Source organism: Antribacter sp. NEAU-D49 (assembly GCF_057158775.1).
The window spans coordinates 42,734-54,929 of record NZ_JBXTSN010000017.1 but is presented as its reverse complement, the minus strand read 5'-3'; the positions used below and the strand labels follow the sequence as shown (position 1 = coordinate 54,929).

13 protein-coding genes are annotated in these 12,196 nt (G+C 74.5%); 5 read left to right on the top strand and 8 right to left on the bottom strand.

What is annotated here, in order from left to right; translation table 11 throughout:
- Nucleotides 1–10: 10 nt before the first annotated feature.
- The 3 genes from AC060K_RS14140 to AC060K_RS14130 are packed head-to-tail and all read right to left on the bottom strand — an operon-like array spanning nucleotide 11 to nucleotide 2,797.
- A complete protein-coding gene (locus AC060K_RS14140; RefSeq protein ID WP_483766035.1) occupies nucleotides 11–1,153 on the bottom strand; it encodes an NAD(P)/FAD-dependent oxidoreductase in 1,143 nt (380 codons plus the stop codon).
- On the bottom strand, nucleotides 1,150–1,686 hold the full coding sequence (locus tag AC060K_RS14135; RefSeq protein WP_483766034.1) for an isoprenylcysteine carboxyl methyltransferase family protein: 537 nt from the start codon (nucleotides 1,684–1,686) through the stop codon (nucleotides 1,150–1,152). Before AC060K_RS14135 ends, AC060K_RS14140 begins: the two co-directional genes overlap by 4 nt.
- A gap of 1 nt (nucleotide 1,687) precedes the next feature.
- A complete protein-coding gene (locus AC060K_RS14130) occupies nucleotides 1,688–2,797 on the bottom strand; it encodes a type III polyketide synthase (protein ID WP_483766033.1) in 1,110 nt (369 codons plus the stop codon).
- 65 nt (nucleotides 2,798–2,862) lie between these two features.
- Between AC060K_RS14130 and AC060K_RS14125 the strand changes: the two genes are divergently transcribed.
- Nucleotides 2,863–3,720 (top strand): UbiA family prenyltransferase, encoded by an 858-nt coding sequence (locus AC060K_RS14125; protein WP_483766032.1) that lies wholly within the window; start codon nucleotides 2,863–2,865, stop codon nucleotides 3,718–3,720.
- Between the two features lie 75 nt (nucleotides 3,721–3,795).
- Here AC060K_RS14125 and AC060K_RS14120 read toward each other — a convergent pair whose 3' ends face one another.
- Complete coding sequence (locus AC060K_RS14120) at nucleotides 3,796–4,839, bottom strand: S66 family peptidase (RefSeq protein WP_483766031.1); 1,044 nt, start codon at nucleotides 4,837–4,839, stop codon at nucleotides 3,796–3,798.
- A 66-nt stretch (nucleotides 4,840–4,905) separates the two neighbouring features.
- Between AC060K_RS14120 and AC060K_RS14115 the strand changes: the two genes are divergently transcribed.
- On the top strand, nucleotides 4,906–5,463 hold the full coding sequence (locus AC060K_RS14115; protein WP_483766030.1) for a methylated-DNA--[protein]-cysteine S-methyltransferase: 558 nt from the start codon (nucleotides 4,906–4,908) through the stop codon (nucleotides 5,461–5,463).
- Nucleotides 5,464–5,496: 33 nt separating this feature from the next.
- Here AC060K_RS14115 and AC060K_RS14110 read toward each other — a convergent pair whose 3' ends face one another.
- Nucleotides 5,497–5,964 (bottom strand): ScoMcrA-related endonuclease, encoded by a 468-nt coding sequence (locus AC060K_RS14110; RefSeq protein WP_483766029.1) that lies wholly within the window; start codon nucleotides 5,962–5,964, stop codon nucleotides 5,497–5,499.
- Between the two features lie 85 nt (nucleotides 5,965–6,049).
- Between AC060K_RS14110 and AC060K_RS14105 the strand changes: the two genes are divergently transcribed.
- A complete protein-coding gene (locus AC060K_RS14105; RefSeq protein WP_483766028.1) occupies nucleotides 6,050–6,604 on the top strand; it encodes a DUF1697 domain-containing protein in 555 nt (184 codons plus the stop codon).
- A 37-nt stretch (nucleotides 6,605–6,641) separates the two neighbouring features.
- Nucleotides 6,642–7,298, top strand: a complete 657-nt coding sequence (locus AC060K_RS14100) for a class I SAM-dependent methyltransferase (protein ID WP_483766027.1) — start codon at nucleotides 6,642–6,644, stop codon at nucleotides 7,296–7,298.
- Here the strand turns inward: AC060K_RS14100 and AC060K_RS14095 are convergent.
- Entirely contained in the window at nucleotides 7,273–8,403 is a 1,131-nt protein-coding gene (locus AC060K_RS14095) for an epoxide hydrolase family protein (RefSeq protein ID WP_483766026.1), read from the bottom strand. The genes AC060K_RS14100 and AC060K_RS14095 overlap by 26 nt on opposite strands.
- Nucleotides 8,404–8,549: 146 nt before the next feature.
- Between AC060K_RS14095 and AC060K_RS14090 the strand changes: the two genes are divergently transcribed.
- A complete protein-coding gene (locus tag AC060K_RS14090) occupies nucleotides 8,550–9,920 on the top strand; it encodes a serine hydrolase domain-containing protein (protein WP_483766025.1) in 1,371 nt (456 codons plus the stop codon).
- 6 nt (nucleotides 9,921–9,926) lie between these two features.
- Here the strand turns inward: AC060K_RS14090 and AC060K_RS14085 are convergent, their stop codons facing one another.
- Nucleotides 9,927–11,228 (bottom strand): glycoside hydrolase family 28 protein, encoded by a 1,302-nt coding sequence (locus AC060K_RS14085; RefSeq protein ID WP_483766024.1) that lies wholly within the window; start codon nucleotides 11,226–11,228, stop codon nucleotides 9,927–9,929.
- A gap of 194 nt (nucleotides 11,229–11,422) precedes the next feature.
- The gene (locus tag AC060K_RS14080) at nucleotides 11,423–12,193 is read right to left on the bottom strand and encodes a class I SAM-dependent methyltransferase (RefSeq protein WP_483766023.1); all 771 of its coding nucleotides are present in this window, start codon (nucleotides 12,191–12,193) and stop codon (nucleotides 11,423–11,425) included.
- Nucleotides 12,194–12,196 lie beyond the last annotated feature (3 nt).

The window sequence follows — 12,196 nt, the reverse complement described above, 5'->3', positions numbered from 1 at the left end:
CGACGAGGGGTCAGCGTGCGAGCCGCTCGACCACGGCGCCGTAGAGCCACGGTGCCCGCGACGCCGCGGGCACGATCGCCCCGCGGGCGGGGCTCGACGCCCAGGCGAGCAGCCCGGTCGTGAGCGCGCGATAGTCGCGCGTGACCGTGCGCCACGCGCGCTCGTACGCGGCGGCGTCATCGAGGTGCCGGACGGCGGCCTCGGCCTGGGCGAGGCCCACCCGTACCCCCTCGCCCGTCAGCGCGTCGACGTAGCCCGACGCGTCGCCCACGAGCCGCACCCGGCCTGCCGTGCGGCGCCGCGACCGGACCCGGAGGGGACCGGCACCGAGCAGCGGCCCGGAGCCCGACGCCGAGGCGAGCCGTGCGCTCAGCTCCGGGAACTGCGAGCGCAGGTAGGCGTCGAACCCGGCTCCCGCGGCGGCCGCCGTCGGCCGGACGCCGAGCAGCGCGACGCCGACGACGTCGGCGGCGACGGGCGTGACGTAGGCCTCCGCGCCGGGGGCCCAGTGGACCTCGACGAGGTCCGTCCACGGCGCCACGTCGAAGTGGCGGCGCAGGCCGTACCGGTCGCGGGTCCGGCCGTCGCGCCCCCTCCCGTCGCCTGCCCGCGGCCCGACGTCGAGGCCCCCCAGCCGCCGCACCGCGGAGTGCAGGCCGTCGCACCCGAGCACCCAGCCCGCGCGCAGGGCGAGCGGCGCTCTGCCGCCGGAGCCGGCGTCGTCGAGGCCACCGGGCTCCCGCCCGGGGACCATCTCGACGTCCACGCCTGCGGTGTCCTGCCGCAGGCCGGTGACCCTGCCGTGCAGGAGCGTCACGCCGGAGTCCGCGGCGCGCTGCCGCAAGGCCGCGTGCAGCACGGTGCGCCGGACCCCTCGACCCGACCCGGCGGCGAACCGATGGTCGGCGTGCCCGTCGGCCGTCCGGTAGCTGATGCCGGTGAGCGGGTGGCCCGGAGGGTCGGCCCCGAGGGCCTGCACCGCCCGCAGGGCGCCGGGGAGGAGGCCCTCGCCGCAGGCCTTGTCGAGGATGCCGGCCCGCCGGTCGACGACCAGGACGCCGAGCCCGGCAGCCCGGGCGTGCAGCGCCGCAGCCAGGCCGACCGGTCCGGCGCCCACCACCACGACGTCGGCGTCCACGGCCCGGGCAGTCATGCCGTCGTGGGCGTTCCCGTCGCGGCCCGGCGGAGCGCCCGCTCCTCGGCCGGGATACGGAACCGGGCGAGGAGCACCAGGTTCAGCACCGTGAACCCGACGGCCGTCACCCAGCAGGTGTGCACCAGCGGGAGGGCCACCCCCTCCGCCACCACCGCCACGTAGTTGGGGTGCCGCATCCACCGGTAGGGGCCGGCGGAGACCAGCGGCAGGTCCGGAACCACGATGATCCGGGTGTTCCAGCGACGCCCCAGCGTCGTCACGCACCACCACCGCAGTACCTGGCTCGCCACCACGACGGCGAGCATGGGCCAGCCGAGCCACGGCAGGAACGGCCGTCCGGCGAGCACTGCCTCGGCCACGCAGGCCACGAGGAGCCCGGTGTGCAGGGCCACCATCGCGGGGAAGTGTCCCCGCCCCGACTCGACGCCGCCGCGAGCGAACGACCACCGCGCGTTGCGGGCCGACACCACCAGCTCGACGAGGCGCTCGACTCCCGTGGCGGCGACCAGCGTGATGTAGAGACCGAGCATCTCAGCGGCCCTCCAGCTGCAGCAGCACCAGCTCGCACGACACTCCAGGGCCGAACGCCATGAGCACGGCCGGAGACCCTGGCGGGGCCTCGGACCGGGCGAGCGTCCGGGCGAGCACGTCGAGGACGGACGCCGACGAGAGGTTGCCCGCCTCGGCAAGGCTCGCGCGGCTCTCGCGGACCGTGTCCTCGGGCAGCCCCAGGGCGTCCCGTACCGCGTCGATCACCCGCGGCCCGCCCGCGTGCACCACCCATGTGGGCACGTCGGAAGGTGTCAGCCCGTGCTCGGTCAGCAGGTCCTTGACGTCGGCGAGCAGGTGCGCGCGCAGCAGGTCGGGCAGGCCCGCGGAGAGGACGATCGCGAACCCCGTGTCGCGCACCTCCCAGCCCAGGGCTCCCGTGGTGCCCGGGTACAGCCGCGATCGGGTGTCGAGCACCCTCGCCGTGCGCCGCAGGCGGCCTGCCGCGGGCCGCTCGGGAGCCGACGTCGGCCGCGCCAGCGGGTGCATCGCCCCCACCACGACGGCAGCGGCCGCCCCGTCGCCGAACAAGCCGCTGGCCACCATGTTCGCCGTCGAGTCGTCACCGTGCTGGAGGGTGAGGGAGCACAGCTCCGCGGACACCAGGAGCGACACGTCGCGGGGGCGGCCCAGCAGGTGGTCGTGCACGCGCGCCAGCCCGCCGGCCCCACCCGCACAGCCCAGGCCGAACGACGGCGTCCGCCGCACGTCGCTGCGCAGCCCGAGCCGCTCGGCGAGCAGCACGTCCAGCGACGGCGCGGCGATTCCCGTCACGGAGGTGGCGAACACATGGTCGACGTCCGACGCGACGAGCCCCGCCGCGTCCAGGGCCCGCCGGCAGGCCTCCTCGGCCAGCACGGCGGCCTCGCGGACGAAGACCGCGTTGGCCGCCCCCAGCGACCCGAGCTCCGCGTACTCCTCCAGCGGCAGCACCAGGTGACGCCGGTCCACGCCGGCGCTCGCATGCAGGCGGCCCAGCAGCGCCGTCCGGCCCGGGTCGGGTGCCACCAGCGGTCCCACCGCCGCGGTGATCGCCTCCTGGGCGTACACGTGCTGGGGCAGGACCGGCTCGACGGCCACGACGCGCGACATCTCAGCATCGTGGCCCAGGACCCGGCCACCCGCGCGGGGGACTCGTCCGGGCTAGCGTTGCGAGCATGGTCCCCGGTACCGAGGTACGCCGCCTGACCCGTGGTCTGGTGCTCGCCAGCCACGCCGCCCCGGCTGCGGTCGTGACCGGCCTGGCGGCAGCGCTCGCCGCGGCCCTGGGCTCCGGTTCCCATGTCGTCGCGCTCGTCGCGGTGGCGGTGGGCACCGGCCAGCTCTCCGTCGGCTGGTCGAACGACTGGATCGACGCCCCGCGCGACGTCGCCGTGGGCCGCACCGACAAGCCCGTGGTCGCGGGGCTGGTCACCGCACGCACGTTGCGCGGAGCGGCGTTCTTGGCTGCCGGGGTGTGTGTCGTGGCCTCGTTGGCTCTCGGCGTGGTGCCCGGGACCGCTCACGTCGTCGCTGTGGCAGGGGCGTGGGCGTACAACGCCCTGCTCAAGACGACGGTGTGGTCCTGGCTGCCCTATGCGCTGTCGTTCGGGCTGCTGGCCGTCTTCGTCGTGCTCTCCGCGCCCGGCCCGCGGGTCCCGGCGGGCTGGGCGGTCGCGGCGGCGGCGCTCCTCGGCGTCGGGGCGCACGTCGCCAACACGCTGCCTGACCTGGACGACGACGCCGCGACGGGCGTCCGAGGGCTGCCCCACCGGCTCGGTCGGCGCGCGTCCGGCGTGCTCGCCCCGGTGCTGCTGGTCGTCGCGGCCGCCGTGGTGGTCGCCGGGCCGCCCGGTGCGCCTCGGCCTGCCGCCTGGGCCGGCGGGGCGGCAGCCGCGGGCCTGGCACTCGCCGCGGGTGTGGTGGCCCTGACCCGGCCGCGCAGCCGGGCGCCCTTCGGCCTGAGCATGGGGGTCGCCGTGGTCTGCGTGGTACTGCTTGCTCTGGCCGCGCCGCACACCGCGGTGCTGCCATGACGCCGGGTGCGCGCCAGACTGCCTCCAGGACCGCCTAAGGGCCGCTTCGCGGACCTGGAAGCAGTCTGGCGTGCATCAGGTCAGCTGCTGCTCCAGGAACGACGTGTGCGTGTTGTGGACCAGGCGGGCGCGGGCGCCGTTGACGAGGATCATGTGCGGCGGGACGTGGCCGCAGTCGACGTCGGCGATCACCGGGACACCCAGGGTTCCGAGCGCGTCCAGGACTGCCTCGTCCTGGGTGAGGGTGGGGGAGCCGGGAGCGGTCGTGCGCCCCACGAGGACCGCGGCGGCGCCGTCGAAGAAGCCGTTGAGGCGCATGCCGTGCAGCGAACGGCAGATCGAGAAGGCGTCGTCCTCACACGCCTCGACGTAGACGACGAGCGGCTCGTCGCCGCCAGGGCCCCGCAGCGGCGCCGGATCGGCGAAGCGGGTTCCGGCCAGGTGGCGCAGGGTCTCGATGCACCCGCCGATCAGGCGGCCCGAGACGTCGACGTCCCCGGAGCCGCTGTCGAGGCGCCGCCAGCTGCCCGTCCCGTTCCAGTGGTGCCGGGTGGGAGTCGCGTCGTCCTCCCAACGGTCCCAGTCGTTCGCCCGGTGCACGCCGGGAGGCGCCTGCCGGAACAGGCTCGCGGGGCCGCCCTCGTCGTCGTACCCGGAGACGAGGTCGAACCAGTGGAGCAGGCCGGTGGCTGGTTCGTACGGTGTCTCCATGAGGTTGTCGCCGTGCACGGTGGCCCAACCGGAGAGCAACGTCAGCGGCACCAGGAGCGTCGAGATGTCCGAGTAGCCGACCACCCACGTGGGCTCCGCGTCGCGCAGGGCGTCGAAGTCGAGGAGCGGGACCAGGTCGATCGCCGTCTCGCCGCCCCACGGCGGCACGACGGCTCGGATCGAGGGGTCCAGGAGCATGCGCATCAGCTCGTCGGCGCGGGCTTCGGCCGGAGCGCTCACGTGCGAGGAGCCGTCCATGCAGTCGCCGACCTCGACGTCGGCACCGTGATCCCGCAGCCACGCGACGGCGACGTCGAGCCGACCACGGAGGCGGGCCGGAACTCCGGACGAGGGCGACGTGACGCCGATCCGGTCACCGGGCTGGAGGAAGCGGGGGTAGCGCACCATGGCCGGATCCTTCCACGGCGGGGACGTCGTCCGGGGGTGTCGGTGGGTCGCCGTACCGTGGTGCCCGTGAACCGTGCCGGCCAGTCTCTCGCGTTCGTCGTGTTCCCGACGGTGATCGGGCACTGTGCGCTGGTGTGGGACGAGAGGGGAGCCGTCGTCGGCTCGACCCTGCCGCAGGGCGGCGAGGGCCAGGTGCGGCAGGCGGTACGGCGGTGGTACCCGGGGGCGGTGGAGACGGCGCCTCCGGCGCCCGTCGCCGACGCGGCTGCGCAGGTCGCGGAGCTGCTGGCCCAGGGGACCGGGGACCTGGCCGGGGTACGCCTGGACCTGAGCGCCGTGCCGGACTTCGACCGCCGGGTCTACGAGGTGGTGCTGGCGATCCCGCCGGGGCAGACGCTCACCTACGGGGAGGTCGCGGCCCGGCTCGGCGCGCCCGGGGCCGCGCAGGCGGTGGGGCAGGCGCTCGGCCGCAACCCGTTCCCGCCCATCGTGCCGTGCCACCGGGTGCTGGCCGCCGGCAGGAAGATCGGCGGATTCTCCGCCCGGGGCGGCGCGCGCACCAAGCTGCGGATGCTCGAGACCGAGGGCGTCTACCTCGAGCAGCCGACGCTCTTCGACCTCTGACCTCCGGCGCGAGCCGGGGGAGCGGCGAACGGCTCAGGCGCAGTTGTCGCAGTTGCCCATCGCGGGGAGCTGGTGGAAGCAGCCGGGGCAGATGTGGACCGGGCGCTCCTGGACCACCTTGCGCTTGACGGGCTCGCGCTTGACGGCCGGACGCTTCGCCGGTGCCTTGACGGCGCGGGCGGGAACCACGGTGCCGACGGGCAGGGCCGCCTTGGCGTCGAGAAGCTCGGCGCGCACGTCGAAGCCGAGCGCTTCGAGGATCGGGGCGGTTCCCGAGCGTCCGGGGCCGAACTCCTCCGCCTGCGCGGGAGTGCCCGTGGCGAACCCGTGGGCCACGCCGAGGATCGCCTTCGAGTCGTACGAGCGGCCGTCGTGCCAGATCACGTACTCGCGCGAGGGACCGAACCCGTGCTCGGACTGGAACTGCTCCGGGCCGACCTGGTCGTGCTCGCGCAGGGCGGTCAGGACGTGATCACGGGTGACTGCGCTGAACGTGGGCATGGGTCCGACTCTACGCAACATCTGGGGGCCCAAGATCCACTGCGCGATCCGGTCCATGAGCCTCGCCGCTCCGTATGCTCGCGAAGTGTCCTACGGAAGCGTGGTGCTCTACCGGAACATGAACCTCGGGCAGGCCCGGAGCCGCAGCCCGCGCCGGTCGGAGCTGGAGGGAGCGCTCCTGTCGGCGGGGGCGCGGTCGGCGCGGTCGTTCCAGTCCAACGGGACGGTCCTCCTCGACGCGGACGACCCGGGGCGCGTCGTGGAGGCGGCGGCGGGTCTCCTCGCGGCAGCCTCGGGGTACGACGACGCCGCGTTCGTCCGCTCCCTCGACGAGCTCGCCGACGCCGTGCGTGGCGACCCCCTCGCCGCCGCTGTCCGGGACGAGGGCGGCACGCGTTGGGTGGAGACGGTCACGATCTTCGACGACGGGCCGCTGCCCGTGACGCTCCCGTGGACCAGCTCCCGGGCCACGGTGCACCTCGTCGCCGAGCGGCACGGGATCGTCGTCGGCCTGGCCAAGGAGACGTCTGCCGGGACGGGGAGCCCGACGGTGGAGGTGGAGCGGCTCACCGCCGGCGCGGCGACCACCCGCACGCTGGGCACGGTTCGCCGGCTCCTCGCCGTCGCCGGACGGGAGTGAGGCCGACGATGTCCCAGGGTCCGTCTAGATTGCCCGCATGTCCACCGAGCACGTGAGCGCTGTCGCCGCCAGCTTCGACGAGCGGGCCGCCACCTACGACGAGAGCGTCATGCATCGCGAGCTCGCGGTCGCCGTCGCGCAGTTCGTGGGCCTGGGCGCGGTCTCCGGGGCGGGCGCGGGCGTCCGCGTCGTGCTCGACGTCGCGACCGGGACGGGCCTGCTGCTCCGGGCGCTGAGCGCGCGGGTCGCGCCGGACGTGCGGCTGATCGGCGTCGACCTGTCGCCCGGGATGCTCGCCGTCGCGCGGGCGCACCTGCCCGGCGCGACCCTCCTGGTCGGCGACACGAGCGCCCTCGGGCTGCCCGACGGGTCAGCCGACCTGATCACCTGCGTCACGGCGCTGCACCTCTTCGAGGACCCGGTGGCCGTGTTCGCGGAGTGGGCGCGCGTGCTGGCGCCGGGCGGGCGTGTCGTCACCGCCACGTTCGCGGCGCCTCCCGGGGGGAGCGGACGCGGTCCTCGCGTGGTGAGCTCGCGCCCGTACCGGGCGAACCACGCCGCGTTCGAGTCGCACGAGCTCGTGGCCGGGGCCGCGGCGTCGGCGGGGTTCTCGTTGTCGCGGCGCGGGACGTGGACGGGCGCCGAGGACCGCTGCGTGCTGACGGAGCTCACCCTGGAGAGCCCGCCCGGCTGAGCGACCGCAGGAACTCCCGCACCCGGCGGGCCATCTCCTGGGGAACCTCAGCGACGGTGAAGTGCCCGCCCTCCGGCAGACGGTCGAAGACGCGGAGGTCGAGGTAGTGGCGGCGCGCGATCGACTCGGGGTACGACGCCTCGTGGCGCTGCACCAGGACCGCGGCGGGCACGGCCGTGGGCGGGATCGGGTCCGGCTGGTCGGCGCCCTCGTAGTACGGGCGGAAGGACGACCCGATCGTCTGGGTCACCCAGTAGATGGTGGCCTCGGTGAGGATCCTGTCCCGCGAGATGCGCCGCTCCACCCACCGGGGGTCGCCGGCCGGGGTGTCGCTCCACTCGACGAGCTTCTCGGTGAGCCAGGCGAGGAGGCCCGCGGGGGAGTCGTTGAGGGCGGAGGCCAGGGTGTCGGGCCGGGTGGCCTGGACGTGACCGTAGGCGCCGTCGGTCTCGTGCCGGGCCGCGATCTCGTCGAAGAAGGCCCGCTCGGCCGGGTCGGTGAGGCCGGTGCGCTCGCCGCTCGTGGGGAAGTGGGCGTGCGTGGCCACGATGCCGGCCACGTGCTGCGGATAGCGCGCGGCGATGAGGTCGCTGACGTTCGCCGTGACGTCCTCCCCGTAGGTGAGGTACCGGTCATAGCCGAGCACCTCGGTCATGAGCGCGTGCATCGTGGCGGCCAGGCGCTTCTCGGACATCTGGCCCGCGCGGTACGGCGAGGAGAACGCGAAGCCGGGGAGGCTCGCGACGACGACGTGGACGTCGGGCAGCAGGTCGGCGAAGTCGAGCTGCAGGGCGAAGGTGTGGGGCCAGCCGTGCATCACGAGCAGCGCGGGCGCGTCCGCCTCGGCCGACCGGAGGTGCGCGAAGTGCACCGTGGCGTCCCCGACCTCGGCCAGGAACTGCGGGTGGCCGTTCAGCCATGCCTCCCGCGCACGCCAGTCCCAGCCGATCCACGCCTCGACCAGCTCGCGCAGGTACGTGGCGGTCAGGCCGGACGACGGCCGCCGCGGCGAGTCGTCCAGTATCCTGGCGCGCTCGAGTCGGTCCCGCAGGTCGGCGAGCACCCGGTCGGGAACGTGCAGCGTGAACGGTCGCGGTTCGCTCATGGAGCGACGCTATGCCGTGCCACCCACAGTCGACGGGACGCGGCCAGGGCTGCTCAGTCCCACCGCGGGAACCCGCCGATCCGGACGAGGTTCCCGTGCGGGTCGACGACTGGGAAACCGGTTACCCTGGCTCCACCCTTGCCGCCGTGGGACACCTGAAGGGCCTGTTCATGGACGCGCTGGAACTCCTGGACCGCGAGGCGACGGCCCTCGGCATCGCCCTCCACAGCGTCGAGCTGACCGTCGACGGCGAGCCGGTGCTCAGCACCGGGTCTGCCCCGCTGGGGGTGCACACCCCGCACCGGATGTATTCGGTGACCAAGTCCTTGACGGGCCTCGCCGTGGGGCTCTTGGCGGACGAGGGTGGCCTGTCGCTCGACGACCCGGTCGTCGGCTACTTTCCTGAGCGCGGCGAGGTGCATCCTTGGCTCGCCCAGACCACCGTCGCGCACCTGCTGGCGATGCTCGGACCGCACGCCGCGACCACGTACCAGCGGTCCGAGACCGACTGGCTCGCGTCGTGGTTCCGCGTGCCGCCGGCCTTCCCGCCGGGTGCGGTCTTCACCTACGATACGAGCGGCTCGTACGTGCTGGCCGGCCTCGCCGAGCGCGTCGCCGGGACCACGCTCGCCGGGTACCTGCGCCACCGCCTCGCGCCGCTCGGCCTCGGCGACGACTTCCGGATCCTGCCCGGCCCCGACGGCGTCAGCCATGGCGGCTCCGGCCTCGTCTGCCGCCCGCGGGACCTGCTGCGCCTGGCCCACCTCCTGCTCGACGGCGGGGTGTACGACGGCGAGCCGCTGCTCCCCGCCGCCTACCTGCGCGCGGCCACGACCGTGCAGGCAGACACCGCCTCGCTGACGTGGGGGACGCCGTTCCGCGACGGCTACGGCTACCAGCTGTGGCTGCCGGAGCGCGGCGGCTACCTCATGTTCGGCCTGGGCGGCCAGATCGTGTACTGCGACCCGGAGCAGCGCCTTGCCCTCGTCGTCACCGCCGACTCGCTGACGTGCGAGAGCGGCGACCAGCGGCTCGCCGGGCTGGTGTTCCGGCACCTCGTCGACCCGGTGGCGGGGCCGGGCGCGTCCTCGGCCGACGACGGCCACCGTGCCCTCGCCTGGCCCTGCCCGCGGCACCTGCCGGAGCACGCCGTCGACGTGCGCGGACGCTACTCGGCCCGCATGCCGGGCGCTTGGGTCGCCGTCCTCGACGTCGATCTCTCGGCGGACGGGGGCGTCGTGGCGGCGTCGTCGGGCGAGTGGCGGCTGGAGGTGCGCCTGGGCGCGCCGCACGTCCAGCCTTTCGGACCCAGGGCCCGCCCGGTCGTCGTGGCCGCGGGCTGGGTGGCGCCCCGCACGCTCGACGTCGAGGTGCGGTGCGTCGACGACGAGCTCGAGGTCGTCCGCCTCCGCCTGCACGCCGGTCCCGACGGCACGCTGACGGTGCGCGGCGAGGGCTTCGGGGAGCAGGCCGATCCGAGGTGGACGTTCGCGGGCGCCTACGAGCCGGCTCCCTGAGCCGCCTCAGACGTGGAGGCGCTCGCCGTCGACCGTCACGTCCGTCAGGTGCAGGCCGGGGGACTGCTCCACCTGGAGGCCAGGACCCTCGCAACCGGTCACGCGCACCCGCGTCATCCGGAGGTCACCAGCGAATCCGACGAGGAAGCCTGCGCGGGCTACCTCGTCGACCCCGGTCGCCATGGCGGGGTACCCGGGCACGGCGTCGTCCGCGTAGGAGATCGAGACGTCGTCGAGGGTGACGTCCTCCAGCGGGCGCTCCGGCAGCCCGTAGAGGTAGCCCGCCGCGGCGTGGACGTTGCGGGCGGTCACGTGCGCCAGGTGGATGCGACGGAAGAGCGGGGTGCCGTCGTCGATCGGCTGCGGCGTGCGGTCGTGGACGATGGGGTCCATGCCGCCGGGCCCGCAGAAGTAGTACTCGTTGAGCACGAAGGGGCACATCACGTGGTCCATGACCACGTTGGTGACCCGCACGTCCTCGACGACGCCGCCACGTCCGCGCCGCGACTTGACCCGGATGCCCCGGTCGGTGCCCTGGAACACGCAGTTGCTGATGACCACGTTGCGGACTCCGCCGCTCATCTCCGAGCCGATGACCACGCCGCCGTGGCCGTGCACCATGGTGCAGTTCGTGATCGTGATGTTCTCGCAGGCGACCCGCTCCCTGGTGGCCTGTGTGCCGGCCTTGATGGCGATGCAGTCGTCGCCCACGTCGATGTGGCAGTCGCTGATCCGGACGTTCTTGCACGACTCGGGGTCGATGCCGTCCGTGTTGGGCGAGTCGGCGGGGTTGATGATCCGGACGTTCTGGATGGTGACGTCCTCGCAGAGCAGCGGGTGCAGCGTCCAGCTCGGCGAGTTCTGCAGCGTGACGTCGCGGACCGTCACCCGGCGGCACTCGTGGAGGCCCACGAGCGTGGGGCGCGGGTAGGCGAGCGACTCCCGGTCGTTGCGGAAGACGTCCCACCACGGCGCGCCCTCGCCGTCGATGACGCCGAACCCGGTGATCGCGACGTCGGTCTCGCCGTGCGCGTACAGGCAGGACGCGTAGATGCTGGCGGGGGCGCCCTCCCAGCGCGCGTCGACCACCGGATACAGGGCCGGGTCGGCGACGAACTGCAGACGGGCGCCCATCTCGAGGTGGAGCTCGACGTAGGAGCGGAGCCGCAGCGAGCCGACCCGGTGCGCGCCCGCGGCCACGACGACGGTTCCGCCGCCGGCGTCGTAGGCCGCGTCGATCGCGGCCTGGATGACCTCGGTCGCGAGCGCGTCGGGTGCCTGGGGTGCCTGGATCGCGATGGTGGGCACGTGCTGTCTCCTTGTCGCCGCGTGGGAAACCGGTTTCCCGCGACGGAACGTAGCACGGTGCGCGCAGGCTCGACAACGGGTTTCGGGGGCCTCCCCCTCTCCCCGCGCACGCTTCGAGAACGCCATCAGGTGGTGTCAGGCTCTGAGAAGCGCGGCCTGATGACGTTCTCGAGGCGGACTACCGACGCACCACGTCACACCCGCCGCGCCGTGTGCAGCACCAGGTCCGCGTTCACCTCGAACCGGTCGGGCAGCACGGCGCCGACCGCCGCGAGTGCAGCGGCGCGCTCCGGCTCGGCGAGCAGGCGGTAGGCGGAGACGGTGTGGAGGTGCCCCAGGTAGGCGTCGCGTCCCATCACCGGCCGACGCCGGAGGACCCGCTGGGTCACGTCCCCGAACCGGGCGTCGGCCAGGAACTCGTTGCCCGGCCACGCGATGCCGTCGACGTCGGGGGACGGGGCGGCGATGCCGGCGCCGTCGGGCAGCCAGGAGCGGACGGCGTCCGCCTCGGCGGCGACGAGGCCGAGGTCGCCCAGCGCGAGCGGGCCGCCGACGGAGGCGAACAGCCCGCCCGGCCTCAGCAGCGCTGCGGCGCGGTCGAGGCGGCCGGCCGGGTCGGTCCAGTGCCAGGCCGCGGCGGCGAACAGCAGGTCGACCGGGCTGAGCCGTTCCACGTCGAGCGCCTCGAACGTGGACAGCACCGCCCGGACCGGCAGCCCTGCACACTCCCGGACGAGCACCGCCAGCATGCCGGCGTCGGGCTCGACGGCGACCACCTCGATCCCCGCCCGGGCAAGGACCCGGGTCGCCTTGCCGGTGCCGGCCCCCACCTCGACGGCGGTCGAGAGGGGCCCGCCCGCGAGCGCGGTCAGCAGCTCGGGCAGGTCGTCCGGGTAGCCGGGCCGGAACCTCTCGTAGTCCTCGGCGGCGGATCCGAATCTGAGGCCGCGCGGCGGTGACACCATGCG